The sequence below is a fragment of the Pseudomonas cuatrocienegasensis genome, from assembly GCF_900110925.1.
Classification (GTDB): Bacteria; Pseudomonadota; Gammaproteobacteria; order Pseudomonadales; family Pseudomonadaceae; genus Aquipseudomonas; species Aquipseudomonas cuatrocienegasensis.
On the sequence record NZ_FOFP01000023.1, the window covers coordinates 23,619 to 47,905 of the forward strand.

The window sequence follows — 24,287 nt, forward strand, 5'->3', positions numbered from 1 at the left end:
CTGTGTGTATGGCTACGTGTTACGCATCAACTGACGCAGCATAAACCGGTTGGGGTGGCAGGCCAGGGCGACGTCGCGGGCAACCGGCAGGGCTTCACCTTCCAGCCAGGCGGCGATCAGTTCGCCGCTCAGTGGCGCGGTGATCAGCCCGCGCGAGCCGTGGCCGCTGTTGATATACAGGCCGTCGAGCCAGGGGCAGGGTGTTTCCGGTTGCTGGCGGGCATCCTTGCGCAACACGGCGTAGGCCTCGGCGAACGCGGCCGCGTCAGCCAGGGGGCCGACGATTGGCAGGTAATCCGGGGTGGTGCAGCGAAAGGCCGCGCGGCCGTCGAAGGGCGCGTCCGCCGCGCCGGGCAGCGCCAGACGTTGTGCCAAGTCGCTGGAAATTTCTTCTAGTAACCGTAGGTTGTCCGCATGATCTGCGGCGTTAGGCGTCAAGTCCTCGCTAGTGAAGTCGAAACTCGCGCCCAGGGTATGGCTGCCGTCACGCGGCGGCGCCACGTAGCCTTCGGCGCAGACCACCGTGCGCAACGCCTGGCTCTGCGCGGTGGTCGGCAGGCGGCTGATCTGCCCGCGAATACGTTTGAGCGGCAGCCCCGCGCTGGGCGCGAAGGCCTTGATCTCCGCCGCGCCGGCCAGCACCACCACTGGCGCCTGGGCCAGCAGGCGCTCGCCAGCCCAGGCCTGCCAGCCATCGGCGGTTTTCTGCAGGCCCAACACCTCTTGGTGCGTGACCAAGCTGATATTCGGATGGGCCGCCAGCAGCCGGCACAGCGCCGGCGGATGCACCCAGCCACCTTCGGGGTAGAACAGGCCGCCAGCGGGCAGGCGCACACCGGCGCAGGTTTCGGCCTCGGTTTGGCTCAGCGGCTGCAGTAGCGAGGGCGGGAAGGCCGCCGCCAGGATGGCTTGACGCTGGATTTCCTTGGCATCGAAGGCCAGTTGCAGCACGCCGCAGGGTGCCCAGTCCTGACCTGCCTGCAAGCGCTCCAGCAACCGGCGGGTGTAGCCGAAACCGCTGACGATCAGCCGCGACAGCGCCGTGCCGTGGGCCGAGAGCTTCAGGTAGAGCACGCCTTGGGGATTACCCGAGGCTTCCTGGGCCAGGTCGTGATGGCGCTCCAGCAGGGTCACGCGCCAGCCGCGCTGGGCCAGGCTGGCGGCGCTGGCGCAACCGGCCAGCCCGGCGCCGATCACCAGGGCTTCGCGCAGCGGCGCGCGCCAGGTTGGGCGGGCGTACCAGGCAGGCACGGCGGGCGGGGGATTGTCGCTGGCGAACTGGCCGCGCAGCACTTCCCACTTCTTGCCCAGCCCCGGTACCCGCTTGACCGTGCAACCCACGGCCTTGAGCCCACGGCGGACCACGCCGGCACTGCTGAAGGTGCCAAAAGTCGCGCCCGGCGCGCTAAGCCGCGCCAGTTCGCTGAACAGCTCGGCGGACCACATCTCGGGGTTTTTCGCCGGGGCGAAACCGTCGAGAAACCAGGCATCGACGCGTGCATCCAGCTGGCTGAGCAGGGCCAGGGCGTCACCTATAAGCAGTGTCAGGCTGACCCGCCCAGGCGCCAGATGCAGCTGCTGGAAGCCCGGATGAATGCCGTGGTAGCTGGCGAACAGCCGCTCGCTGTAGGGCGCCAGCTCTGGCCACAGAGCCAAGGCGCGGCGCAGGTCGGCCAGGGGCAGGGGATGCTTTTCAACGCTGATAACGTGCAGCCGCGCACCCGCCGGCGCATGTTGCTCGAACAGTTGCCAGGCGCAGAGGATGTTCAGCCCGGTGCCAAACCCCGTTTCTCCAATTACCAGCTGCTCACCTGCGGCCAGGGCGGCAAAGCGCTCGCCCAGGCGATTGTTGTCGAGAAACACGTAGCGGCTTTCGTCCAGGCCGTTCTCGTTGGAGAAATACACGTCGCCATAGTGACGCGACAACGGCTGGCCAGTTGCGTCCCAGTCGAGTTCGGCGAGGTAGGTGTCTGGCATGGGGTGAGGGTCCAAGGCGGGCAGGCACGGATTTTACCCAGATGACGACGAGGCAAACACCTTGAACAGATCAACCTCCTGGCTTTCCGGCGGGGCCAGGCGCAAACGCTGTTCGATATTCAGTCTTTAGGGCGTTCGTACTGTTTCTCTAAGGGTCGACACTGGCCTTTGGCATCGCCTGCTTCCCCGACACCTGCCTGGACGCCGCCCGCGAACTGGCCAGTGGCCTGGTGCTGGGCATCGGCGAGGCGGCCATGCACGCCGCGAGCATGCTCAGCGTGCGCTACTCGATCCTTACCAGCCTGCCGCGCTCGATCCATATCATCGAGCGCAATATTCACAGCTATGGCCTGCAGCGCCGCTGCGCGAATATCCACGCGGCGGATATTCCGGTGCTGGAGCTGGAACGCGACCCCGCCCACTACCTACGCCTGCGCGCCCTGGGCCTGCAGATTCTGCGCGATGACCGCAGCGAATGCCTGGTAATGGGCTGCGCCGGCATGAGCCAGTGGGCGCAACGCCTGCAAGAAGACCTCGGCGTGCCGGTGGTCGATGGCGTGCAGGTGGCGCTGAAATGGGTGGAGTCGCTGGTGCAACTGCGCTTGGGCAGCAGCAAAAGCCTGAGTTATGCCTGGCCGTTGGGCAAGGTGGTGTAGCGGGCTGCTGGCGTGTCGTTCTTGGCCCGCGATAAGGTGGAAACAGGTCGCCGAAACGCTGAATAGAGTCCCTCTGGTTTTGGCAAGCTACCGCAGAACACCGCCAGCCCCCGCTTGCTGGCTCGCCGCAATCCGTAGAAACGGTGTAGATTGATGGCGCAGGGCCATGTCGGGCTTGTGGGTTAGACCGAATGCTCGTTTAATGGATTAGTGTGGAGTTCTATATAATCACTGTTTTGCGGTGCAATTAGCGTGAATATAATTTACTCAAAGTTAATTGAAATAATCAGTCTCAATAAAGGAATCTTGTGGGGTGATAGCAAGTTTCACGAGGCGTTTTTTTGTTTGCAGTTTTGTGTTTATGACTCAAAGACTAGGATGTTAATCAATTTTGTTTCAGAGGCTTCGAATATCCGTCTCAATACATATGCAAGAATGCATCCCTGTGAACTTGATTCAAGCATGGATCCAGATGGTGAGCTAGTTTACGAATATATAAGTGAATCGGGCGGCGATACCGGGGTCAGGCTTGTTGGTTAGGGACTCATCTGGCATGGGCTATGTTTAAAATGGGATTAATAAGTGCTGATCAAGAGCAGGAATTTTGTCGTATTTTCGGGGCGGTCGGTAGAGGTAAATAATAAGGCCAAGCACCGCGACAGCTTTTCCGTTGCCGCTTCGCCTTCACTACAAAGCTGCGCGTGTTGGCGGCGTTATGTTGCAAAGGAGGTTCAGTGAGTACCGCCATATTCTCTCTTGTTGGTTTAGTAGTAGGCGCAGTATTACAGTTTCTTTTCTCCCGGCACCTCGATGACAAAAAACATCAGCGTGACTTAAGGGCTAAGGCATACGCCGACTATCTACAGTGCGTAAGTGAACATGCAAATCTCGGGCATCAAAGGAATTCAGCTGAGGGTCGCCAGCTCGGCGCCAAAACCGCTGACTCCAAATGCAGAATTTCCCTTTACGGTGCTTCGGCTGTGATTTCTGCATTTGCAAAATTTGAGTGCCTTGGCGCGAAAATGAATACAAATGAACAATGCGGCGCCTTCACCGATATGGTGGCTGCCATGCGCAAAGATGCTCTTGGTAACTCATCTGTAGCCCCCGCCGATCTCGAAGCTGTATTGCTCGGTTCGCGCCATGCAGTATAAAAAATAATATTAAAATCACTCGCTCCGCTCACTGAGGGCGGATAAAATTGGCGTCTTAAAAAAGCGTTATTTCGCTTTCGCTGAGGGTTTTATGAGGTTCATCCTTAAACTTGCGTTAACTTTGATTGCCGCTGGCTTCGCATCGAATTCAGTTGGGAATGCGCAGGTTGCCGAGCAATCTGGTATGCCCAAGACGTGTAAAGGTTTAATTTCAAAAATTGTAAATAACCTTGACGAAAAAAGCATCGCCACGCTGAGGGATACCGAAAAAGATGATTTGCTGAAATATCATTTTTCTTGGGGTATGAGTATCAGGAATAGTTATGAATTGTGGTCTGAAGATTCACCTATTAGGAAATCATGCGCTCAGTTAGTTGGTGAGCAAGATATTCATCCAGATAATGCGTCCAGTGTAATCATGGAAGGCGTGTGGGAAGTTGTTAACAACACCGGTATGTAAAAATGCGCATCGCTCGCTTCTGTTGGTCTGTTGTTATAGATCATGCTGATCAGTTTCTTTAAAACGGCTTTCGCGCCAGCAGTAGCAACTCAAGGTCTGCTGCACTATTGGCGAGGAAATTACCAGAAGAGCTGGGAGCTACTCACAAAAGCTGAGCGGTGGGACCCTGAAATTACAAAAAAACAGCATATTTGAAGCTGGCTTAGGACTTGCTCTGCATCACCTTGACCGCCCTGAAGAAGCTATCCCAATACTTATATCTGCTCAAGTCTATCTGGTAAAGATATCGACGCATAATAAAGAAATTGCTAGCGCGGAGCGTCGAATTCTAAAAGAAATAAACCAGGTGTTGTGTGGCAGCAATATTTTATTGTAATGCGCTCAACACCGTTTGCTTAGATGCGCGGAGCATGGAAGAGGCTGCAGTTTTGCGAGCTTGTTAGCTTAATCGTTAGGTACTTTAACTGTGCGAAAACTACTAGAGTCTGACAGCCTCGTTCAGGTAAATCTGATAGCCAGTTACCTGCAAAGCCATGGTGTTACCGTAAAAATACTGAACGAACACCAGGGTTCTATTCGTTCAGTTATTTCTTTCAATAAGTCAATACACCCTGAGCTTTGGGTGCACCCTGAACAGTTTGAACTGGCTGCTAAGTTGGTTGGGCGTTATCAGCATGATCAACAATCAAGTGATTCGCTTAGTGAAGTCGAGTGGCTGTGCAAAAAATGCAAGGAAAGCAACCCTGGCAACTTCATGTCCTGCTGGAACTGCGGGAGTTCAAATTGAGCTTGCGTGGGTGTTTTGATGTCATTTTGCTTGAATCGGCGTTCTAACCTCGCTGGCGGCACTGTGTTGGGCTATTGCAGAGGCCCGCTACCCGCGTCTGTGCAGGCAAGCTGGTCGATGATCCGTTAGGCTGGAGGTATCAATCGCCAGGGAGCTTGCCATGTTTGAATCCGCCGAAATCGGCCACGCCATCGACAAGGACACTTACGATGCCGAGGAGCCGGTGTTGCGTGAGGCTTTGCTGGAGGCGCAGTACGAGCTGAGGCAGCAGGGGCGCTTTGCCGTGCTGATCCTGATCAACGGCATCGAGGGCGCCGGCAAGGGCGAGACGGTCAAGCTGCTCAGCGAGTGGATGGATCCACGGCTGATTCAAGTGAATACCTTCGATCAGCAGACCGATGAGGAGCTGGCACGGCCCCCGGCCTGGCGTTACTGGCGGCAGTTGCCGCCCAAGGGGCGTATCGGCATCTTCTTTGGCAACTGGTACAGCCAGATGATCCAGGGCCGTGTGCACAAGCGCTTTAAGAATGCCGTGCTGGATCAGGCAATCAATGGCGCCCTGGGCCTTGAGCAGATGCTCTGCGACGAAGGCACGGTGATCCTCAAGTTCTGGTTTCACTTGTCCCGCGAGCGCATGCAAGCGCGGTTGGACTCGCTCAAGGACGACCCCCTGCACAGCTGGCGCATCAGTCCGCTGGACTGGCAGCAGTCGCGCACCTACGACAGATTTGTGCGCTATGGCGAGCGCGTACTGCGTCGCAGCAGCCGCGAGCACGCGCCTTGGCATGTAATCGAGGGCGCGGATGAGCGCTATCGCAGCCTGACGGTGGGGCGGATTCTTTTGCAGGGCTTGCAGAGCGCCTTGCAGCAAGCGCCGCCGCACCCGCACGGCAGCGCACCGCCGGCCAGCCTGGATAACCGCGGGCTGCTCGACAGCCTGGATATGCAGCAGTCCCTGAGCAAGGAGCTGTATCAGGAGCAACTGGCTGCCGAGCAGGCGCGGCTGTCTCTGTTGATGCGCGATAAGCGCATGCGTCGGCATGCCCTGGTTGCGGCGTTCGAGGGTAATGATGCGGCCGGCAAGGGCGGCGCGATTCGCCGCGTGACCGGCGCGCTGGACCCGCGCCAGTACCGCATCGTGCCGGTCGCGGCGCCTACCGAGGAAGAGCGCGCGCAGCCGTATCTGTGGCGTTTCTGGCGGCATGTGCCGGGGCGCGGACAGTTCACCATTTTCGACCGCTCCTGGTACGGCCGTGTGCTGGTCGAACGGGTCGAGGGCTTCTGTTCGCCTGCCGACTGGTTGCGGGCCTATGGCGAGATCAACGATTTCGAGGAGCAACTGGTGGACGCCGGTGTGGTGCTGGTCAAGTTCTGGCTGGCGATCGACGCCGATACCCAGCTTGAGCGTTTCCAGGAGCGTGAGCAGATCCCGTTCAAGCGCTTCAAAATCACCGAAGACGACTGGCGCAACCGCGAGAAATGGCCGCAGTACCGCGATGCGGTGGAAGACATGGTCAACCGCACCAGTACGGAAATTGCCCCCTGGACGCTGATCGAGGCCAACGACAAACGCTTTGCTCGGGTCAAGGTGCTGCGCACCATCAATGATGCGCTTCAGGCGGCCTTCGACCGCGACTGACGGGTGCCCGGATGGCCCTGCATACGCCCGATGAATGATCGTCGTCGGGCGAGATTGTCGCGTCTTATGCTGCAGCCATCTTTCCCCATAACAATGAGGTGTGTCATGCGTGAAGTGGTGATCGTCGACAGCGTGCGAACTGGCCTGGCCAAATCCTTTCGCGGCAAGTTCAACCAGACCCGCCCGGATGACATGGCCGCGCACTGTGTCAACGCCTTGCTGGCGCGCAACGGCCTGGACCCGCTGTTGGTCGAAGACTGCATCGTCGGGGCCGGCTCCAACGAGGGCGCCCAGGGCATGAACATCGGCCGCAACGTGGCGGTGCTGTCCGGGCTGGGCACCCAGGTCGCCGGCATGACGCTCAACCGTTTCTGTTCCTCGGGCTTGCAGGCCATTGCCATCGCGGCCAACCAGATCGCCTCGGGCTGCAGCGAGGTAATAGTTGCCGGCGGCGTGGAGTCGATCAGCCTGACCCTGAAAAGCATGAACACCGATCACCTGTTCAACCCGATTCTGCAGCGTGACCTGCCGGGCATCTACTACCCGATGGGGCAGACTGCTGAAATTGTCGCGCGGCGCTACCACGTCAGCCGTGAAGCCCAGGATGCCTATGCCCTGCAGAGCCAGCAGCGCACCGCACGGGCACAGGCCGAGGGTTTGTTCGACGACGAGATCGTGCCGATGAACGTGCGCTATCAGGTCGAAGACAAGGCCACTGGCGAGAAGAAAGTGCTGGATGGCGTGGTCGACCGCGACGACTGCAACCGTGCCGATACCACCCTGGAAAGCCTGGCCGCACTCAAGCCGGTGTTCGCCGAAGACGGCTCGGTGACGGCCGGCAACGCCTCGCAGCTCTCCGATGGCGCCTCCATGACCCTGGTGATGAGCCTGGACAAGGCGCTGGAACTGGGCCTCAAGCCGATGGCCTTCTTCCGCGGTTTTACCGTGGCCGGCTGCGAGCCGGATGAGATGGGCATCGGCCCGGTGTTCTCGGTGCCTCGACTGCTCAAGGCCAAGGGGCTGCAGGTGGCCGATATCGACCTCTGGGAGCTTAACGAAGCTTTCGCCTCGCAGTGCTTGTATGCACGGGATCGGCTGGAAATCGACAACGCCAAGTACAACGTCAATGGCGGCTCGATCTCCATCGGTCACCCGTTCGGCATGACCGGTTCGCGCCAGGTCGGCCATCTGGTGCGCGAGCTGCAGCGGCGCGACCTGCGCTATGGCATCGTGACCATGTGCGTGGGCGGCGGCATGGGGGCGACCGGCCTGTTCGAGGCTTATCGCTGACCTCTACTCACGCGATCCGTCGCGGCGCACTCCGCGTAGGAGCGCCGCCCCGGCGCGAAGCTTTTGGGTTGCCTGATATACCGCTGAATGGCCGCTATTCGCCGCGAGGCGCGGCGCCTACAAGAAGTCGCGCCCCCATAAGGGCACCTCTAAAAACTACCTGCGTTGTCAGCGCTGCGTTAAAAACAGGCTCAAAATGCTCATTTACAGCTCGTAAACTCCGCTTTTTCGCCTGTTTTTGCCTTGCGCTGACTGCCTCGCCTACGTTTTTAGAGGTGCCCATAAGGCGAGGGTCAAAACGAGCGGCTGTCGAGCAGTTCGCGCGCCTTGATCATGCGGCGGATGTAGGCGCCGATTTCCCGCTCGGCATCGCCGCGGCTGAAATAGGGGCCTTCCAGGGTACCTTCGCGGGTGCTGAAGAAGTAACGACCATTGACTGCGCTGACCCGTTCACTGCGGTAATGGGTGCCTGGCGCCGGATCGACTGCACGTTGGCCGAACATAGCTGCAACTCCGTCTGGAAGGGGGACTGGGTTGAGTGTAATGCCGACAAGCGGTAGTGAAGGCTGAGTCGACGAACGGTATTTTGTGCGCGATTTCGCAATTTTTTGCCGCTTTTAGCGATTTTTTGGCGTCATTCAGTCGGCGGTTTCTGGGGCTGCAGTACAGTTCGACGTCAGAGCGCTCAAAACTGTTGCTGTGTGGTGTCCCGCTGGCGCACTAGAATGGGGCGCTCTAGCGGTGGGCCTGCCTGGCTGCCACTGCATCGACTGCGAAGCCCGCCATGCACATTTCTTCCGGCCGCTGGCTGTACGGCCTGCTCCTTGCCCTCACCACTGCGGTGCTCTGGGGCGTTCTGCCGATCAAGCTCAAGCAAGTCCTGCAGGTGATGGACCCGATTACCGTCACCTGGTATCGCCTGGTGGTGTCCGGTTCGCTGCTATTGCTCTACCTGGCTGTTTCACGGCGGCTGCCGCGTTTTCGGCCCTTGGGCCGCAAGGGCGTTGGCCTGTTGTTGCTTGCCGTGGCGGGGTTGAGTGCCAACTATGTGCTCTACCTGACGGGCCTGAATCTGCTTAGCCCAGGGACGACCCAACTGGTTATCCAGGTCGCGCCCATTCTGCTGCTGATCAGCAGCCTGTTTATCTTTCGCGAGCGCTTCAGTCTGGGGCAATGCCTGGGGTTGGTGATTCTGCTGAGCGGGTTCGTGTTGTTCTTCAATCAGCGTCTGGGCGAGCTGTTGTCGTCGTTGACCGATTACACCCTTGGCGTGTTGGTCGTGCTGGCAGCCGCGTTCGTCTGGACCTTCTACGGCCTGGCGCAAAAGCAGCTGTTGACGGTGTGGCATTCGGTGCAGGTGATGATGGTTATTTATCTGGCCTGTGCGCTGGTGCTGACGCCCTGGGCGCAGCCGTTGCAGGTGTTGGCGCTAAGCCCGCTGCAGGGCTGGTTACTGCTGGCCTGCTGCCTGAATACCCTGGTGGCCTATGGCGCCTTTGCCGAGGCCCTGGCGCACTGGGAGGCCTCGCGGGTCAGTGCGACCCTGGCCCTGACGCCGCTGGTGACCTTTATTTCAGTAGCGCTGGCGGCAACCTGGTGGCCGGGGCATGTGCTGCCCGAGCAGGTCAATGCGCTGGCCTATGCCGGTGCCGTGCTGGTGGTGCTGGGCTCGGCCCTGACGGCCCTGGGGCCGTCACTGTTGAGTAGCCTGCGCGCGCGTCGGGCGCGGCGATCGGCAGCGCTGGCGCGCTGATTCAGGCCCGCGTGCCGAGGGTTTCGGCCTTGCGCAGCCAGGCCTGGCGACGGGTTTCGCTGGCTGGGCGTACCGGCCCGAATTCGCTCAGGCGGCGGGTCTTGATGCCGCAGAAGCCCAGCACCGTGCGCACCATCTGGCGGTGTGCCGGCGCGCCGTAGATCCAGCGGAAGTACCAGGGCGGCGTGTCCAGGGTCACCAGCAAGTCTGCGCTGCGCCCAGTGAGCAGCTTGTCCCAGCGCAGCGGGCCGGTGTACTTGAAGGCAAAGCCCGGCAGCAGCACCCGGTCGAGAAAGCCCTTGAGTAGCGCTGGCACACCGCCCCACCAGACCGGGTAGACGAACACCAGGTGCTCGGCCCAATGGATCTGCCGCTGAGCGTCGAGCAGGTCCGGTTCGAGTGTCTGGCTCTGGTCGTAACCCTCGTGCAGCACAGGGTCGAAGCTCATCTCGCCCAGCGCCAGCAGACGCACCACGTGGCCTTCGCTGCGCGCGCCCTGAGCATAGGCCTCGGCGAGGGCATGGCAGAGGCTGGTGCGTTTGGGGCTGCCGAGGATCAGCAGGATGCGTTTGCCATCGCCCTCCATGGGCGTGGCGCCAGTTTTGCCGATTTCACTCATGGCTGCCGGCTCCGAGCATGTTGGCCGGGCGCACCCAGGCATCGAACTGTTCATCGGTCAGGTAACCGAGCTGCAGGGCGGCCTGACGCAGGGTGGTGCCGTCGTGATAGGCCTGCTTGGCGATCTCCGCGGCTTTGTCGTAGCCGATATGTGGGTTGAGGGCGGTCACCAGCATCAGGCCGCGCTCCAGATGCTCGGCCATTTGCCGGACATCCGGTTCTAGACCGGCGATGCAGTGGCGCTGGAAGTTGCGGCAGCCGTCGGCGAGCAGGTTGATCGACTGCAGCAGGTTATGAATGATCACCGGTTTGAATACGTTCAGCTGCAGATGGCCCTGGCTGGCTGCCATACCGATGGTGACATCGTTGCCGAGCACCTGGCAGGCGAGCATCGACAGGGCTTCGCACTGGGTCGGGTTGACCTTGCCAGGCATGATCGAGCTGCCCGGCTCATTGGCCGGCAGGCGCACTTCGGCAAAGCCGGCGCGCGGCCCTGAGCCGAGCAGGCGCAGATCGTTGGCGATTTTCATCAGGGCCACGGCCAGGGTTTTCAGCGCGCCCGACAAACTGGTCAGCGGCTCGTGGCCGGCGAGGGCGGCGAACTTGTTCGGCGCGCTGGTCAGGGGCAAGCCGCTGAGCGCAGCCAGCTCGGCGGCCATGGCCTCGGCGAAACCGCTCGGCGCATTCAACCCGGTACCCACGGCGGTGCCGCCCTGGGCCAGCTCGCAGACCGCCGGCAGGGCCGCGCGGATCGCCCGTTCGGCATAGCCGAGCTGGGCCACATAGGCCGAGAGTTCCTGGCCGAAGGTGATCGGCGTGGCGTCCATCAGGTGGGTGCGCCCGGTCTTGACCAGGCCGGCATGCCGGGCCGCCTGTTCGGCCAGGCCATCGCTCAGCTCGGCCAGGGCCGGCAGCAGATCGTGCTGCACGGCCCGCGCAGCGGCGATGTGCATGGCCGTGGGGAAGCTGTCGTTGGAGCTTTGTGCGCGGTTGACATGATCGTTGGGGTGCACCGGTTGCTTGCCGCCGCGCAGGCCGCCGGCGAGCTCGTTGGCGCGTCCGGCGATCACTTCGTTGACATTCATATTGCTCTGCGTGCCGCTGCCGGTCTGCCAGACCACCAGGGGGAACTGCGCGTCGTGGGCGCCGCTGAGCACCTCGTCGGCGGCCTGCTCGATCAGTCGGGCGATATCCGGCGGCAGGTCGCCAATACGATCATTGACCCGTGCTGCGGCTTTCTTGATCAGCGCCAGGGCGTGGATCACCGCCAGCGGCATGCGCTCCTGGCCAATGGCGAAATTGATCAGCGACCGTTGGGTCTGCGCGCCCCAATAGGCGTCTTCGGCGACCTCGATCGGGCCGATGCTGTCGGTTTCGGTGCGGCTCATGGATGCTCTCCCTCTGCGGTTCAGCCAGTGTAGGCCGTTGGGGTTAGGCTGTGTCGCTGCGCTGCGGTTCCCTGAGGGTCTGTTGACGTTTCGTCGCAAGCCGCGTTGCCGCGAAAAATCTCGCCAGGCTAGGCGGAGGACGCAGGGAATGGTTGTCCCTTGCCAAGTCCTCCAACACCGCATGGCGAGATTTTGCGCGCAAACCCGAAGGGCCGGGCCCGTTTTAGCGCGATGCTGCGTTTCTCGATGGCTCATTTAGCCGGCTAAACTTCGCATCTCGTGCCTGGCCTCGCGCTAAAACAGGCTCCGGCGCGGCCGCGAACGAAACGTCAACAGACCCTACCAACGTGCGTTGGTCGAGCCGATCCAGCCTACGGCTTTGGTGACCGGCACCCGCTCACCATCCGGGCTGCGCAACAGCCCATCGTAATGACCGAACCACTGCTGGGTATCGGCGAAGAACGGGCCGAAACGCGGGCGCCTGTGGTGGCGCTGGAGCGGGGTAAAGACCAGGGCAACGCGCTCGTCGGCGGTGGACAGGCGCCAGGGCGCAAGTGGGTTGTGCAAATCCTGTTCGATACGGACCTGCAGGGGCAGGTGTTCCAGCTCGCCACCGAACCACAGCGCGTTTTCCGAAAGGCCGCTGTGCTCGGTCCAGCCTGCGCCAAAGTTGCCGGCAATGCCCCCGGGCGCGGCGAAAGCGGCGCGGGTCCAGTGTGTGTGCAGGGGCAGGATGCCGCGGCCGAAATCCATGGCAGCGAAGCTCTGGCCCGCCGCGCAGGCGTACTCACGAGTGCCCAGGCGGATACTGCCGGTCACTGGCAGGGCGAGCTGCCGGCAGGTGGCGTGGAAACAGCCATTGGCCATTGGGGCGACCAGGTTGACAGAGTCGAGATGGCTGGGACGCTGGACGTCCAGGGCGACCTGCAGAGCGCGCGGGCTGGTCACGCCTGCAGCGGCTGTCAGGCGAGCGCGGCCGAGGTGCTCACCGACCTGCAATTGCAGCTTGGGATGGCTGAAGGCATGGTTCTGAAAGGGTTGGTCTGGCAGGCGCCCGCCGCGGCCAAACCAGCACAGGTGATGGTGCGAAGCGCTTTCGCCAGTATGCAGGTCAAGGAAGTACAGCGCACCGTAGCCCAGGTAATCCAGGTCAGCCTGGGTGACGGTGAGCATCCAGTCTGGGGTGGTGATGCACCAGTGGTTCCAGCGCTTGCGGCGCCCGGGACGGCCGGGCAGGGCGCAGTCAGTGCGCGGGCGTGGCGACCAGCCGATGGCGTCGGGGTTGAGGCGACCATCAGTGCCGCACAGCGGCAGGGCTTGTGGCAGGGTATGAGTGAAGCTGTTCATAGACACATCCATGTGCGCGATACGAAGGCCGTGGTCGATGCAGTGCTTGTTTGCTCAATGGGGGAGCATGCCTACTCTGCGGGTCTTACGGCAATGCTGGCACCCTGTCTTTTTCATGATCCGTGATCAGGTGCAACTTGAGTGCGGCCGTGCTTGGGCACAAAATGCGCCACCTCGGGTCCAACGGACTCGACCCATTACCAGGAGTACCCCATGACGCGTTTTTCCGCTGCCTTCGCTGCCGTGCTGCTGACCTGTGCCAGCGCCCCGGTGCTGGCCGATGCTGCCAGCCATGCGGCCGATGCCGAGCGTTTCCTGCAACTGGCCCGCGCCGACAAGCTGGCCGTGCCGGTATACGCCCAGGTGCAGCAGATGTTCGCCCAGCGCTTCGCCGAAACCGGTGCCGGGAAAGATAAGCAGGCTGTACTGGAGACCTACCAGGCCAAGGCCAACACCGAGCTGGATCGCGCGGTGGGCTGGGACAAGCTCAAGCCTGACATGATCAAGCTGTACACCAGCAACTTCACCGAGCAGGAGCTCAAGGAGCTGATCAGCTTCTACCAGTCGCCACTGGGCAAGAAAGTCATGGAGAAGATGCCGACCCTGACCGCGCAATCGGCGCAGATCACCCAGGGCAAACTGGAAGCCGCTGTGCCTCAGGTCAACAAGCTGTTGGCGGATATGAGCAGCGAGCTTGGCCCGAAAAAGCCCTAACCCGGAGCCCCCATGTCTAAGCAGATCCAGCTGGAAACCGCCTTGTCCCAGGCCCTGACACCCGCGCACCTGAGCGTGGCTGATGAAAGCCACATGCACAGCCGTGGGCTGGAAACTCACTACAAGGCGGTGATCGTCAGTGAGCGCTTTGCCGGGCTCAATGCGGTCAAGCGCCATCAGTTGGCTTACGCCAGCCTGGGCGATTTGATGGGGCAGATCCATGCCCTGGCCCTGCACACCTATACGCCAGCCGAGTGGGCCGAGCAGGGCGTCGCGCCGGCTTCGCCGACCTGCCGTGGTGGCAGCGCCAGTTAATATGGTGCGCCCTATCGTCGCGCAGTACGGCTCTACACCTGAGCGGCCAGGCACCGTAAACTAGCGCTCCATTGCACGTACCTGCGCCGGCTTATGCCGGCGCCTTCGTTTGTGGCCCTTGCGGCCTGTTGCCAGTCCGCCCTTTACGTGGGCGATTGCTGAGGAAGTCCCATGACCGACACCATCGTCGTCGCTGCGCTGTACAAGTTTGTCTCCCTGCCCGATTACCAGGCCCTGCGCGAGCCATTGCTTGAGGCTATGCTGGCCAACGGCATCAAAGGCACCCTGCTGCTCGCCGAAGAGGGCATCAACGGCACCGTTTCTGGCAGCCGCGCCGGTATCGATGCGCTGATGGCCTGGTTCCGTCTGGACTCGCGGCTGGGCGATATCGACCATAAAGAGTCCTACTGCGATGAGCAGCCGTTCTACCGCACCAAGGTCAAGCTGAAGAAGGAAATCGTCACCCTGGGCGTACCCGGCGTCGACCCCAACCAGCGCGTCGGCACCTACGTCGAGCCGAAGGACTGGAACGCGCTGATCAGCGACCCCGAGGTGCTGCTGATCGACACCCGCAATGACTACGAAGTGGCCATCGGTACCTTTGAAGGTGCCATCGATCCGCAGACCAAGTCCTTCCGCGAGTTCCCCGAGTACGTCCAGGCCCACTTCGACCCGAGCAAGCACAAGAAGGTCGCCATGTTCTGCACCGGCGGTATTCGCTGCGAGAAGGCTTCCAGCTACATGCTCGGCGCCGGTTTCGAGGAGGTCTTCCACCTCAAGGGCGGCATTCTCAAGTACCTCGAAGAAGTGCCGCAACAGGAGACCAAGTGGCAGGGTGACTGCTTTGTCTTCGACAACCGCGTGACCGTGCGCCATGACCTCAGCGAGGGCGACTACGATCAATGCCACGCCTGTCGCACGCCGGTGTCGGTGGAAGATCGTCAGTCCGAGTTCTACAGCCCGGGCGTCAGTTGCCCGCACTGCTGGGACTCGCTGTCGGAGAAGACCCGCGCCGGTGCGCGCGAGCGGCAGAAGCAGATCGAACTGGCCAAGGCCCGTAACCAGCCCCATCCCCTGGGCTTCAACCCACGCCAACCCCGCGAGGCCTGACCATGCGCGCACGCCTGCTCTACGTGATGGACCCGATGTGCTCCTGGTGCTGGGGTTTTGCCCCGGTGCTGCAAGCCCTTGCCGAGCAGGCGGCCGCCGCCGGCGTTGGCCTGCACCTGGTGGCGGGCGGGCTGCGCCGTGACGGCGTGGCCATCGACGCCGCCGCGCGGGTGCGCTACCTGGGTTACTGGCAGGCGGTGAATGCCAGCACCGGGCAGTTGTTCAACTTCAACGAGGGGCTGCCTGAGGGCATGGTGTACGACACCGAGCCGGCGTGCCGCGCGCTGGTGACCGCGCGCCATCTGGCGCCGGACCTGGTCTGGCAGTTGACCCAGTTGGTGCAACGGGCGTTTTACACCGAAGGGGTCGACGTGACCCGCGCCAGCGTGCTGGTCGATTTGGCCGAGCGCGCCGGGATTCCGCGTATCGTGTTCGCCGAACAGTTCGACAGCCAGGCCATGCGTGATGCCACTGCCGCGGATGTGAGCTGGGTGCAGGACTTGGGCATTGCCGGTTTCCCCACTCTGCTGGCCGAGCGCGACGGTCAACTGGCCCTGCTGACCAACGGTTATCAGCCCCTGGATATGCTGCAGCCCCTGCTTGCACGCTGGCTGGAGCGTGCAAGCAATGCCTGATCACCTGAGCTGGGCGGAAATTCGCCGGCTAGCCCTACACCACAAAAAAGCCCTGATTCTGGCCAACCTGGTGGCGGTCTTCGCCACCCTGTGCAGCGTGCCCATTCCGCTGCTGCTGCCGCTGCTGGTGGACGAGGTGTTGCTGCAGGATGGCGACGCCGCGCTCAAGGTCATGGACCTGTTCTTGCCCGTTGCCTGGCAGAGCGCGGCCGGCTATATCGGCCTGATGCTGGCGCTGACTGCGCTTTTACGCGGCGGCGCGCTGGTCTTCAACGTGATCCAGGCACGGCTGTTCGCGCGGCTGTCCAAGGACATCGTCTACCGCATCCGCATGCGCCTGATCGAGCGCCTCAAACGTATCTCTCTGGGTGAATACGAAAGCCTGGGCGGCGGCACCGTGACCACCCACCTGGTCACCGACCTCGACACCCTGGACAAATTCGTCGGCGAGACCATGAGCCGCCTGTTGGTTGCGGTGCTGACCCTGGCTGGAACCTCGGCGATTCTGCTGTGGATGCACTGGCAACTGGCGCTGCTGATTCTGCTGTTCAACCCCCTGGTGATCTACGCCACGGTGCTGCTCGGCAAGCGTGTCAAGCATCTTAAAAAGCTGGAGAACGACAGCACCTCGCGTTTTACCCAGGCGCTGACCGAAACCCTCGATGCGATTCAGGAAATCCGTGCCGGTAACCGTCAGGGCTTCTTCCTCGGTCGCCTCGGGGGGCGGGCCAAGGAAGTGCGCGATTACGCCGTGGCCTCGCAGTGGAAAACCGACGCCTCGAACCGTGCCAGCGGCCTGTTGTTCCAGTTTGGTATCGACGTGTTCCGCGCCGCGGCCATGCTTACCGTGCTGTTTTCCGACCTGTCGATTGGCCAGATGCTCGCGGTGTTCAGCTACCTGTGGTTCATGATCGGCCCGGTCGAGCAACTGCTCAGCCTGCAGTACGCGTTCTACGCCGCCGGTGGCGCGTTGACGCGGATCAACGAGCTGCTGGCGCGCGAGGATGAACCCCATTACCCCGGCCGTGTCGACCCGTTCAAGGGCCGCGATACCGTGGGTATCGAGATCAGTGGGCTGACCTTCTCCTACAACGATGAGCCCGTGCTCGATGGCTTGAACCTGAGCATCGCGCCCGGAGAGAAGGTGGCCATAGTCGGCGCCAGCGGTGGCGGCAAGAGCACCTTGGTGCAACTGCTGCTCGGTCTTTACACGCCGCAGACCGGCTCCATTCGCTTTGGCGGCAGCAGCCAGGAGGAGATCGGCCTTGAGGCCATTCGCGAGCACGTCGCGGTGGTGCTGCAACACCCGGCGCTGTTCAACGACAGCGTGCGCGCCAACCTGTGCATGGGCCGCGAGCGCGACGACGAGGCCTGCTGGCGGGCCTTGGAAATCGCCCAGTTGGCCAGCACCATCCGCGCCTTGCCGACGGGGTTGGATACCTTGGTCGGGCGCTCCGGTGTGCGCCTCTCCGGCGGCCAGCGCCAGCGTCTGGCGGTGGCGCGGATGATTCTCGCTGAGCCACGGGTGGTGATCCTCGACGAAGCCACCTCGGCTCTTGATTCGGCCACCGAATACGCCCTGCACGAAGCCCTGGGCAGCTTCCTCAGCGGCCGCACCACCCTGATTATCGCCCACCGCCTGAGCGCGGTGAAACAGGCCGACCGCGTACTGGTGTTCGACGCCGGCAGCGTTGCCGAAGACGGCGATCATCAGCAACTGATTGCCGAAGGCGGGCTGTACGCCAAACTGTATGGGCACCTGCAGCAGGGTTGAGGGTCGTGGGATGCGAGTTCATGCACCCCTGAAATGCAAAAGCCCGGCGCTGGTGCCGGGCTTTTGCATTTCAGACGGGCTCAGATGCCCATATTGGCGAGGCTTTGCATGATATTGCGCAGCGTACCGGCCAGCGTCGGGTGGCTGACCTCGAAGCGTTCCACGGCCAGGTTGACGCCGTCGACCAGCGAGGTGTCGGCGCTCATGGCAGGTTGATGCGCCAGGCGCAGTTCGATGTCCTGGGCCAAGGTCGTCAGGGTGGCACGGTCTTCGTCGCTGAGCGGCGAGTCCTGTGCCAGTTGTTCGCGCAAATCGTCCAGTTGCTGCTGCAGGTTTGCAGGCATGGGGCTCTCCTTCTCTGATGAGCACAAGCATTGACCGCCGCATAGGGCGAAAGGTCAGTGCATGTAACTAGGGTCTGTTGCCGTTTCGTTCGCGGCTGCGCCGGAGCCCGTTTTAGCGCGAGGCAAGGCACGAGATGCGAAGTTTAGCGGGCTAAATGAGCCATCGAGAAACGCAGCATCGCGCTAAAACGGGCCCGGCCCTGCGGGTTGCGCGTAAAATCTCGCCATGCGTTGTTGGAGGACTTGGCAAGGGAACAACCATTCCCTGCGTCCTCCGCCTAGCCTGGCGAGATTTTACGCGGCAACGCGGCTCGCAACGAAACGGGAACAGACCCTAGCCTAATCCACCCAGCGCTGCTTTGCTCTGTGTCAGTCAGGCGTCCTGTGTCAGGGTTTTTCGCCTTTTTGCCGGCGCAGGGCCACGTCATGCAGGGCCGGATCGAGTTCGTCGAGCTGATCAATCACCGCGTGCACGCCCAAGCGATACAGGCTCAGGGTGGCATCGGTGCGCAGGCGCTCGCGTTGTGAGTCGTCCAGGCGCTGCCAATCCGCCAGGGACTGACCGCATAGCGACCCGCAAATGGCCAGGCCGATGGTCCATAGGCCAGCATTCAGGCCGGCCTGGAGCAACTTAGGGTCGCCGCTGATCAAGACGGCGCCATCGAGATGCGGCACCTGCAAGTCGATCAGTGCCTGCCAGCAGGCATCGGGCGCGGGCCACGGGCGCTGGTCGTGCTGGCCTGCAGCTACCAGCCAGGCAGGCAGGGGGGCTGCCAGGTGGCTGCAGACCGCCGCGGGTAATGCGTCGAGCCAGGCGCAGGGTGTGTTCCAGGCCTGCAGTTGGTGCAAGGCTGCCTCGGCGCCAGGGGTCAGTACGGCCTGTGCCTGGGCAATGCCCAGCAGGTCAGCGCTGCTTGTGGAGGAACGCTGGTTGGCCGCCACTTGGGTGCGAGCGCCAAAATCCACCAGGCAGCCGGAAAGGCCGAACAGAAAGGCGCTGAAGGAGCAGGGAGCAGGCATGGCGGGTGTCCGTGGCTCGAAAAAGACAAGCCTATGGCAGTCAGGTGACATTGGTGTGACGGCGCCGGTGTCCGGGAACAGGGTGTAATCGTTTTTCTGTGAGCCATTGCTCGGCTATGCTGCCCTTTTAAGGGGGGCACGCCTTATACTGCGCGCCTTCGAAGGCGACCTGGGGTCGCCGTACCTGTATCCCAAGGAGAGACTGCAATGCGCGTGATCGGTGCGAACTGGATTGCCCGTTTAGGTTTTTTGCTGGCCGGTGCCAGCCTTGTTGTGCTGCCGTTGGCGGCTCAGGCTGCCGAGGATGATCCTTGGGAAGGCGCGAATCGGGTGATCTTCCGTTTCAATGACACCATTGACACTTACGCCCTCAAGCCGGTTGCCCAGGGTTACCAGGCCGTCACTCCGCAGTTTCTCGAAGACGGCGTGCATAACGTCTTTGGCAATATCGGCGACGTCGGCAACCTGGCTAACAATGTGCTGCAGGGTAAGTTTCATAATGCTGGCGTGGACACCAGTCGGGTGATCTTCAACACCCTGTTCGGCCTGGCCGGGTTCTTTGATGTGGCCACCCGTATGGGACTGCAGAAAAACGATGAAGATTTTGGCCAGACGCTGGGTGCCTGGGGTGTCAACAGTGGCCCTTACGTCGTGTTGCCGCTGCTGGGCCCTAGCACCGTGCGCGACACTGTGAGCCGCATACCGGACAGCTATACCGCGCCTTATGGGTATATGGATCATGTGCCTACACGCAACGTTACCCGCGCTGTGGAAGTGGTTGATACCCGCGCCAGCCTGCTTTCGGCCGAGCGGATGATCAGCGGCGACAAATACACCTTTATCCGCAATGCCTACTTGCAGAATCGCGAGTTCAAGGTCAAGGACGGGCAGGTCGAGGACGACTTCTAAGGTCGCTGCACCGACAAAAAAGGCGACCATTGGCCGCCTTTTTCATTAGTGCTTATTCAGTTCATCGAGTGGATGGTTAAGCCCACGGCCTGACGGCCGTTCTCCAGTGGCGCTACGCGGACCACTTCGGCATCTGCCTTCAGCCCGGCGAGTTGGTTGTGTTCGCTGGCAATGTGCACCATCACCCGGTCACCCACGTTCAGGTCGGCGTCCACATCCAGTTGCATACCGGTGCTCGACAGGTCCAGGCAGACCGCCGGAATCTCACGCCCCGCATGGTGCACGGTGACAGGTGCTTCCAGGCGCATGCGGATGTAATCGCGTTTTTCACTGTAGTCTCGGTCACTTTGACTCATGGGACGCAATCCTCTTGTAGTAGGGGCTCTCCTGCGGATCTTATAACCCTCGCCGAATTGAGGTGTAAAGTCGCATGACGACAATCGGCGTGCGCTTGAATCAAGAATCGGATGGGAGTACCGTCTGCGCCTTGAAGCTAACCGAGTCCGTGCGACCAGGCCTGCCTGGCGCGTATCGCCACCCAAACCCGGCGTAGTTTGCCTGGAAGCCCCATGCACAGTACCAGTGCCACGCTGCTGATCATCGATGACGACGACGTCGTTCGCGCGAGCCTTGCGGCCTATCTGGAAGACAGCGGCTTTACGGTCCTGCAGGCTTCTAACGGCTTGCAGGGGCTGGAAGTGTTCAACAGTCAGCAACCGGACCTTGTGGTTTGCGATCTGCGCATGCCCCAGGTTGATGGTCTGGAGCTGATCCGCCGGATCAATGCCCTTGGCGTCAGTGTGCCGATTATCGTGGTGTCCGGTGCCGGCGTGATGACCGACGCCGTCGAGGCTCTGCGTCTGGGTGCTGCCGATTACCTGATCAAACCGCTTGAAGACCTCGCCGTACTTGAGCATTCGGTACGCCGAGCGCTGGACCGCGCCCATCTGCGTCTCGAGAACCAGCGCTACCGCGAAAAGCTGGAAACCGCCAACCGCGAGCTGCAGGCCAGTCTGCATCTGTTGCAGGAGGACCAGAACGCCGGGCGTCAGGTGCAGATGAACATGCTGCCAGAAACGCCCTGGCAGGTCGAAGAGCTGAATTTCGCCCACCAGATCATCCCCTCGCTCTACCTGTCGGGTGACTTCGTCGATTACTTTCGGGTGGATGAGCGGCGCATCGCCTTTTACCTCGCGGATGTCTCCGGCCACGGCGCATCGTCGGCTTTCGTCACCGTCCTGCTCAAGTTCATGACCACGCGCCTGCTCTATGAGTCGCGGCGCGGTGGAACCTTGCCCGAGTTCAAGCCCTCTGAAGTACTGGGCCACATCAACCGCGGGTTGATCAATTGCAAACTGGGCAAGCACGTCACCATGCTTGGCGGCGTCATCGACGAGCAGACCAATCGACTGACTTACAGCATCGGTGGGCACTTGCCACTGCCGGTGCTCTACAGCCAGGGCGACGCCAGCTACCTGACCGGGCGTGGTTTGCCGGTGGGGTTGTTCAACGAGGCAGAGTACAACGATCACGAGATCGAACTGCCGCAGTCGTTCAGCCTGACGCTACTGTCCGATGGCATCCTCGATCTGCTGCCGGGCGATACTCTGAAAGAAAAGGAAACCGTGTTGCCTGAGTTGATCAGCCGTGCCGGTGGCTCTCTAGACGGCCTGCGTCAGGTGTTGGGGCTGGCCAATATCGGGGATATGCCCGATGATATCGCCTTGCTGGTGTTAAGCAGGAACCTTGCATGAATCCTGGGATGAACCCCGGTCGAATCCAGTTTGCCGAGCAGGACGGGACCTTTGTCCTGAAGTTCGTCGGCGAAGTCCGTCTGACTTTATGTTCGGCGCTGGATGCCACAATCGAGCAGATCTTCACCTCGCTGAATTTCTCGGCCATCGTCATCGACCTGACGGAAACCCGTAGCATCGACAGCACCACCTTGGGCCTGCTGGCCAAGTTGTCGATTCTCTCGCGGCAGAAGGTTGGCTTGTTGCCGACCGTGGTGACCACCCATGCGGACATCACCCGGCTGTTGCAGTCGATGGGCTTCGATCAGGTGTTCAATATCGTCGACACGCCGATCACCCGCCCGGACTCGCTGACCGACCTGCCTTCCCAGGATCAATCAGAAGCGGTGGTGCGCACCAAGGTGCTGGAAGCGCACCGCATCCTCATGAGCCTGAACGAGTCCAATCGCGAAGCCTTCCATGACCTGGTGAGTGCTCTCGAGCATCATTGAGAGACCAAGCAGTTGAAACGAACGGGGCGCCTTATGGCGCCCCGTTTGCGTATCAGGCTTGCGTGGCTAACAGTTTCTCGAGCTTTTCCTGGTCACGGGCGAATTGGCGGATGCCTTCGGCCAGCTTCTCGGTGGCCATGGCGTCTTCGTTCATGTCCCAGCGAAAGCGCGACTCGGGCAGGGCGGCCTCGGCATTGCCGGCCACCTGAGCATCCAGCACGCGCTGCAGGGCGGAGTCATCATCGGCCAATTGCTGCAGCAGGTCGGGGCTGATGGTCAGGCGGTCGCAGCCAGCAAGCTGTTCGATCTGGCTGATGTTGCGAAAGCTCGCCCCCATCACCACGGTTTTGTGGCCGTGGGCCTTGTAGTAGTTGTAGATGCGCGTGACCGACTGCACGCCGGGGTCCTCGGCGCCCACGTAGTCGCGGCCTTCGGCCTTCTTGTACCAGTCGTAAATACGCCCGACGAACGGCGAAATCAGAAAGGCCCCGGCATCGGCGCAGGCGCGTGCCTGGGCGAAGGAGAACAGCAGGGTCAGGTTGGTCTGCACGCCGGCTTTCTCTAGTTGCTCGGCGGCGCGGATGCCTTCCCAGGTTGAGGCGATCTTGATCAGGATGCGCTCGCGACCGACGCCAGCCTGGTCATACAGCTCGACCAGACGCTCGGCACGGCGCAGCGTGGCCGCGGTGTCGAACGACAGGCGGGCATCGACCTCGGTGGAGATGCGCCCCGGAATCACGTCGAGAATGGCTTGGCCCACGGCCACGCCAAAATGATCGCTGGCCAGGTCCAGGTCGCCCTTGCCGGCGTCGATGGCACGCTGCAGGTGCTCACGGTACAGCGGCAGGGCTGCAGCCTTGAGCAGCAGAGACGGGTTGGTGGTGGCATCGACCGGCTTGAGCCGGGCAATGGCGTCGAAGTCACCGGTGTCGGCGACCACGGTGGTGAACTGCTTGAGTTGGTCCAGCTTGGAAGTCATGACAGGCCCTTGTCGTTACGGATCGCCTGACCATAACCCAGGGGCCGGGCGCGCTCAACTGCTGGCCGGGTGCTGCTGGTTTCAGTGGCCCTGCAGCAGCTGCGCCGCCTGATCGAACAGGTCCAGCGGGTTGTCGGTTTTGTGGATGTCCACCGACAGCAGTTGGCGAAAACGCCGCGCGCCCTTGAAGCCCTGCGCCAGGCCAAGCATGTGCCGGGTGATGTGGTGCAGGCTGCCGCCATCGGCCAGGTGCGCCTCGATATAGGGGCGCATTGCCTGCATGGCATCCAGTCGGCTGAGCACCGCGCCGTGCTCGCCGAACAGCTGCGTATCGACCTGGGCCAGCAGGTAGGGGTTGTGATAGGCCTCACGGCCGAGCATCACGCCATCGAAGGTCTGCAGATGCCGCTGGCATTCTTCGAGGGTCTTGATGCCGCCATTGAGGATGATCTCCAGTGCGGGAAAGTCCTGTTTCAGCTGCGCGGCGACGTCGTAGCGCAGCGGCGGTACTTCGCGATTCTCCTTGGGCGACAGGCCTTCAAGGATGGCGATGCGTGCATGCACGGTAAAACTGCGGCAGCCTGCGGCGCTGACCTGACCGACGAAGTCGCACAGCTCGGCGTAGCTGTCCCGACCATTGATGCCAATGCGGTGCTTGACCGTCACCGGGATACTCACGGCGTCCTGCATCGCCTTGACGCACTCGGCAACGCGCCCCGGATGGGCCATCAGACAGGCGCCGATCATGTTGTTCTGCACCCGGTCGCTGGGGCAGCCGACGTTCAGGTTGACCTCTTGATAACCGGCCTCTTCAGCCAAGCGCGCACAAGCCGCCAATTCATCCGGAACGCTGCCGCCCAGTTGCAGGGCCAGCGGGTACTCGGCCACGTCATGACGCAGAAAACGCTCCCGATCGCCGTGCAGCAGTGCGCCGGTGGTGACCATCTCGGTATAGAGCAGGGCATTGCGCGACAACAGGCGCATGAAGTAGCGGCAATGGCGATCTGTCCAATCCATCATCGGCGCTACGGAGAAGCGGCGGGAGGCTACGGATGGCGTGAGCACTGGGTTTGAGGCTGATTCTAAAGGCATCTTGTGTGTTGTGTTCTCAACGTGTTTTCGGAGGTTTCCAGGCATTATTCCCAAGTGGGTGGTAAAATGTACCACCTGAAA

25 protein-coding genes are annotated in these 24,287 nt (G+C 61.6%); 15 read left to right on the forward strand and 10 right to left on the reverse strand.

The features are described from left to right. Positions 1-12: 12 nt before the first annotated feature. Positions 13-1,977, reverse strand: coding sequence for a bifunctional tRNA (5-methylaminomethyl-2-thiouridine)(34)-methyltransferase MnmC2/FAD-dependent 5-carboxymethylaminomethyl-2-thiouridine(34) oxidoreductase MnmC1 (gene mnmC / locus BMW49_RS22055; RefSeq protein ID WP_069522013.1), 1,965 nt, complete (start codon positions 1,975-1,977; stop codon positions 13-15). Positions 1,978-2,150: 173 nt separating this feature from the next. Between mnmC and BMW49_RS22060 the strand changes: the two genes are divergently transcribed. The 6 genes from BMW49_RS22060 to BMW49_RS22075 all read left to right on the forward strand — a co-directional run bounded on the left by BMW49_RS22060 (position 2,151) and on the right by BMW49_RS22075 (position 7,963). Then, the gene (locus tag BMW49_RS22060) at positions 2,151-2,633 is read left to right on the forward strand and encodes an aspartate/glutamate racemase family protein (protein WP_256541794.1); all 483 of its coding nucleotides are present in this window, start codon (positions 2,151-2,153) and stop codon (positions 2,631-2,633) included. A gap of 734 nt (positions 2,634-3,367) precedes the next feature. Continuing rightward, positions 3,368-3,787: a hypothetical protein gene (locus BMW49_RS24715; RefSeq protein WP_139133851.1), complete on the forward strand. Its 420-nt coding sequence runs from the start codon at positions 3,368-3,370 to the stop codon at positions 3,785-3,787. A gap of 91 nt (positions 3,788-3,878) precedes the next feature. Continuing rightward, positions 3,879-4,247 (forward strand): DUF6794 domain-containing protein, encoded by a 369-nt coding sequence (locus tag BMW49_RS24720; RefSeq protein ID WP_139133853.1) that lies wholly within the window; start codon positions 3,879-3,881, stop codon positions 4,245-4,247. Positions 4,248-4,713: 466 nt separating this feature from the next. Further along, positions 4,714-5,034 (forward strand): putative signal transducing protein, encoded by a 321-nt coding sequence (locus BMW49_RS25705; protein WP_083251845.1) that lies wholly within the window; start codon positions 4,714-4,716, stop codon positions 5,032-5,034. A gap of 160 nt (positions 5,035-5,194) precedes the next feature. Beyond that, positions 5,195-6,673, forward strand: coding sequence for a polyphosphate:AMP phosphotransferase (pap, locus tag BMW49_RS22070; RefSeq protein ID WP_069522016.1), 1,479 nt, complete (start codon positions 5,195-5,197; stop codon positions 6,671-6,673). 105 nt (positions 6,674-6,778) lie between these two features. Then, positions 6,779-7,963 (forward strand): thiolase family protein, encoded by a 1,185-nt coding sequence (locus tag BMW49_RS22075; protein WP_069522017.1) that lies wholly within the window; start codon positions 6,779-6,781, stop codon positions 7,961-7,963. A gap of 293 nt (positions 7,964-8,256) precedes the next feature. On the opposite strand, the gene BMW49_RS22080 is transcribed toward BMW49_RS22075, so the two are convergent. Next, on the reverse strand, positions 8,257-8,466 hold the full coding sequence (locus BMW49_RS22080) for a DUF6316 family protein (protein WP_069522018.1): 210 nt from the start codon (positions 8,464-8,466) through the stop codon (positions 8,257-8,259). A 281-nt stretch (positions 8,467-8,747) separates the two neighbouring features. On the opposite strand from BMW49_RS22080, the gene BMW49_RS22085 reads away from it, so the two are divergent. Continuing rightward, positions 8,748-9,716 carry a DMT family transporter gene (locus tag BMW49_RS22085; RefSeq protein ID WP_069522020.1) on the forward strand — a complete coding sequence of 323 codons (969 nt, stop codon included), beginning with the start codon at positions 8,748-8,750 and terminating at the stop codon, positions 9,714-9,716. A gap of 1 nt (position 9,717) precedes the next feature. Here BMW49_RS22085 and BMW49_RS22090 read toward each other — a convergent pair whose 3' ends face one another. From BMW49_RS22090 to BMW49_RS22100, 3 genes are all read right to left on the reverse strand, one after another. Continuing rightward, positions 9,718-10,335 (reverse strand): NAD(P)H-dependent oxidoreductase, encoded by a 618-nt coding sequence (locus BMW49_RS22090; RefSeq protein WP_069522022.1) that lies wholly within the window; start codon positions 10,333-10,335, stop codon positions 9,718-9,720. Next, complete coding sequence (locus tag BMW49_RS22095; protein ID WP_069522024.1) at positions 10,328-11,722, reverse strand: class II fumarate hydratase; 1,395 nt, start codon at positions 11,720-11,722, stop codon at positions 10,328-10,330. Before BMW49_RS22095 ends, BMW49_RS22090 begins: the two co-directional genes overlap by 8 nt. 339 nt (positions 11,723-12,061) lie before the next feature. Beyond that, positions 12,062-13,069, reverse strand: coding sequence for a DUF2804 domain-containing protein (locus BMW49_RS22100; protein WP_069522177.1), 1,008 nt, complete (start codon positions 13,067-13,069; stop codon positions 12,062-12,064). Between the two features lie 213 nt (positions 13,070-13,282). On the opposite strand from BMW49_RS22100, the gene BMW49_RS22105 reads away from it, so the two are divergent. From BMW49_RS22105 to BMW49_RS22125, 5 genes are all read left to right on the forward strand, one after another. Beyond that, positions 13,283-13,783 (forward strand): DUF2059 domain-containing protein, encoded by a 501-nt coding sequence (locus BMW49_RS22105; protein WP_069522175.1) that lies wholly within the window; start codon positions 13,283-13,285, stop codon positions 13,781-13,783. Positions 13,784-13,795: 12 nt separating this feature from the next. Continuing rightward, complete coding sequence (locus tag BMW49_RS22110; protein WP_069522173.1) at positions 13,796-14,098, forward strand: BolA family protein; 303 nt, start codon at positions 13,796-13,798, stop codon at positions 14,096-14,098. Between the two features lie 171 nt (positions 14,099-14,269). Then, a complete protein-coding gene (gene trhO, locus BMW49_RS22115; RefSeq protein WP_069522171.1) occupies positions 14,270-15,208 on the forward strand; it encodes an oxygen-dependent tRNA uridine(34) hydroxylase TrhO in 939 nt (312 codons plus the stop codon). Positions 15,209-15,210: 2 nt separating this feature from the next. Continuing rightward, complete coding sequence (locus BMW49_RS22120; protein WP_069522169.1) at positions 15,211-15,843, forward strand: DsbA family protein; 633 nt, start codon at positions 15,211-15,213, stop codon at positions 15,841-15,843. Continuing rightward, the gene (locus BMW49_RS22125; RefSeq protein ID WP_069522167.1) at positions 15,836-17,617 is read left to right on the forward strand and encodes an ABC transporter ATP-binding protein; all 1,782 of its coding nucleotides are present in this window, start codon (positions 15,836-15,838) and stop codon (positions 17,615-17,617) included. The genes BMW49_RS22120 and BMW49_RS22125 overlap by 8 nt, the downstream gene beginning before the upstream one ends. 80 nt (positions 17,618-17,697) lie before the next feature. Here BMW49_RS22125 and BMW49_RS22130 read toward each other — a convergent pair whose 3' ends face one another. Then, complete coding sequence (locus tag BMW49_RS22130; protein WP_069522165.1) at positions 17,698-17,961, reverse strand: DUF4404 family protein; 264 nt, start codon at positions 17,959-17,961, stop codon at positions 17,698-17,700. Between the two features lie 387 nt (positions 17,962-18,348). Beyond that, the gene (gene pcrP, locus BMW49_RS22135; RefSeq protein ID WP_069522163.1) at positions 18,349-18,981 is read right to left on the reverse strand and encodes an HAD superfamily inactivated hydrolase PcrP; all 633 of its coding nucleotides are present in this window, start codon (positions 18,979-18,981) and stop codon (positions 18,349-18,351) included. Positions 18,982-19,188: 207 nt separating this feature from the next. Here pcrP and BMW49_RS22140 point away from each other — a divergent pair, with 207 nt between their 5' ends. Then, positions 19,189-19,890 (forward strand): MlaA family lipoprotein, encoded by a 702-nt coding sequence (locus BMW49_RS22140; RefSeq protein ID WP_069522161.1) that lies wholly within the window; start codon positions 19,189-19,191, stop codon positions 19,888-19,890. A 56-nt stretch (positions 19,891-19,946) separates the two neighbouring features. Here the strand turns inward: BMW49_RS22140 and BMW49_RS22145 are convergent, their stop codons facing one another. Beyond that, the gene (locus tag BMW49_RS22145) at positions 19,947-20,246 is read right to left on the reverse strand and encodes a PilZ domain-containing protein (RefSeq protein WP_069522159.1); all 300 of its coding nucleotides are present in this window, start codon (positions 20,244-20,246) and stop codon (positions 19,947-19,949) included. 213 nt (positions 20,247-20,459) lie between these two features. On the opposite strand from BMW49_RS22145, the gene rssB reads away from it, so the two are divergent. After that, positions 20,460-21,644 carry a two-component system response regulator RssB gene (rssB, locus tag BMW49_RS22150; protein WP_069522157.1) on the forward strand — a complete coding sequence of 395 codons (1,185 nt, stop codon included), beginning with the start codon at positions 20,460-20,462 and terminating at the stop codon, positions 21,642-21,644. Positions 21,645-21,652: 8 nt separating this feature from the next. Further along, positions 21,653-22,135 (forward strand): anti-sigma factor antagonist RssC, encoded by a 483-nt coding sequence (gene rssC, locus BMW49_RS22155; RefSeq protein ID WP_069522156.1) that lies wholly within the window; start codon positions 21,653-21,655, stop codon positions 22,133-22,135. Between the two features lie 52 nt (positions 22,136-22,187). Here rssC and tal read toward each other — a convergent pair whose 3' ends face one another. Next, the gene (tal, locus tag BMW49_RS22160; RefSeq protein WP_069522154.1) at positions 22,188-23,114 is read right to left on the reverse strand and encodes a transaldolase; all 927 of its coding nucleotides are present in this window, start codon (positions 23,112-23,114) and stop codon (positions 22,188-22,190) included. An 81-nt stretch (positions 23,115-23,195) separates the two neighbouring features. Continuing rightward, complete coding sequence (gene dusA, locus BMW49_RS22165) at positions 23,196-24,206, reverse strand: tRNA dihydrouridine(20/20a) synthase DusA (protein WP_083251851.1); 1,011 nt, start codon at positions 24,204-24,206, stop codon at positions 23,196-23,198. Positions 24,207-24,287 lie beyond the last annotated feature (81 nt).

Excerpts from the sequence above, each read along its gene's own strand:
- BMW49_RS22125 (WP_069522167.1), top strand. The coding sequence starts at position 15,836 with ATGCCTGATCACCTGAGCTGGGCGGAAATTCGCCGGCTAGCCCTACAC.
- BMW49_RS22140 (WP_069522161.1), top strand. The coding sequence starts at position 19,189 with ATGCGCGTGATCGGTGCGAACTGGATTGCCCGTTTAGGTTTTTTGCTG.
- rssB (WP_069522157.1), top strand. The coding sequence starts at position 20,460 with ATGCACAGTACCAGTGCCACGCTGCTGATCATCGATGACGACGACGTC.
- BMW49_RS22075 (WP_069522017.1), top strand. The coding sequence starts at position 6,779 with ATGCGTGAAGTGGTGATCGTCGACAGCGTGCGAACTGGCCTGGCCAAA.
- pcrP (WP_069522163.1), bottom strand. The coding sequence starts at position 18,981 with ATGCCTGCTCCCTGCTCCTTCAGCGCCTTTCTGTTCGGCCTTTCCGGC.
- mnmC (WP_069522013.1), bottom strand. The coding sequence starts at position 1,977 with ATGCCAGACACCTACCTCGCCGAACTCGACTGGGACGCAACTGGCCAG.
- BMW49_RS22145 (WP_069522159.1), bottom strand. The coding sequence starts at position 20,246 with ATGAGTCAAAGTGACCGAGACTACAGTGAAAAACGCGATTACATCCGC.
- BMW49_RS22100 (WP_069522177.1), bottom strand. The coding sequence starts at position 13,069 with ATGAACAGCTTCACTCATACCCTGCCACAAGCCCTGCCGCTGTGCGGC.
- pap (WP_069522016.1), top strand. The coding sequence starts at position 5,195 with ATGTTTGAATCCGCCGAAATCGGCCACGCCATCGACAAGGACACTTAC.
- rssC (WP_069522156.1), top strand. The coding sequence starts at position 21,653 with ATGAACCCCGGTCGAATCCAGTTTGCCGAGCAGGACGGGACCTTTGTC.
- BMW49_RS24720 (WP_139133853.1), top strand. The coding sequence starts at position 3,879 with ATGAGGTTCATCCTTAAACTTGCGTTAACTTTGATTGCCGCTGGCTTC.
- BMW49_RS22080 (WP_069522018.1), bottom strand. The coding sequence starts at position 8,466 with ATGTTCGGCCAACGTGCAGTCGATCCGGCGCCAGGCACCCATTACCGC.
- BMW49_RS22090 (WP_069522022.1), bottom strand. The coding sequence starts at position 10,335 with ATGAGTGAAATCGGCAAAACTGGCGCCACGCCCATGGAGGGCGATGGC.
- dusA (WP_083251851.1), bottom strand. The coding sequence starts at position 24,206 with ATGCCTTTAGAATCAGCCTCAAACCCAGTGCTCACGCCATCCGTAGCC.
- BMW49_RS22095 (WP_069522024.1), bottom strand. The coding sequence starts at position 11,722 with ATGAGCCGCACCGAAACCGACAGCATCGGCCCGATCGAGGTCGCCGAA.
- trhO (WP_069522171.1), top strand. The coding sequence starts at position 14,270 with ATGACCGACACCATCGTCGTCGCTGCGCTGTACAAGTTTGTCTCCCTG.
- BMW49_RS22105 (WP_069522175.1), top strand. The coding sequence starts at position 13,283 with ATGACGCGTTTTTCCGCTGCCTTCGCTGCCGTGCTGCTGACCTGTGCC.
- BMW49_RS22130 (WP_069522165.1), bottom strand. The coding sequence starts at position 17,961 with ATGCCTGCAAACCTGCAGCAGCAACTGGACGATTTGCGCGAACAACTG.
- BMW49_RS22110 (WP_069522173.1), top strand. The coding sequence starts at position 13,796 with ATGTCTAAGCAGATCCAGCTGGAAACCGCCTTGTCCCAGGCCCTGACA.
- BMW49_RS22085 (WP_069522020.1), top strand. The coding sequence starts at position 8,748 with ATGCACATTTCTTCCGGCCGCTGGCTGTACGGCCTGCTCCTTGCCCTC.
- tal (WP_069522154.1), bottom strand. The coding sequence starts at position 23,114 with ATGACTTCCAAGCTGGACCAACTCAAGCAGTTCACCACCGTGGTCGCC.
- BMW49_RS22120 (WP_069522169.1), top strand. The coding sequence starts at position 15,211 with ATGCGCGCACGCCTGCTCTACGTGATGGACCCGATGTGCTCCTGGTGC.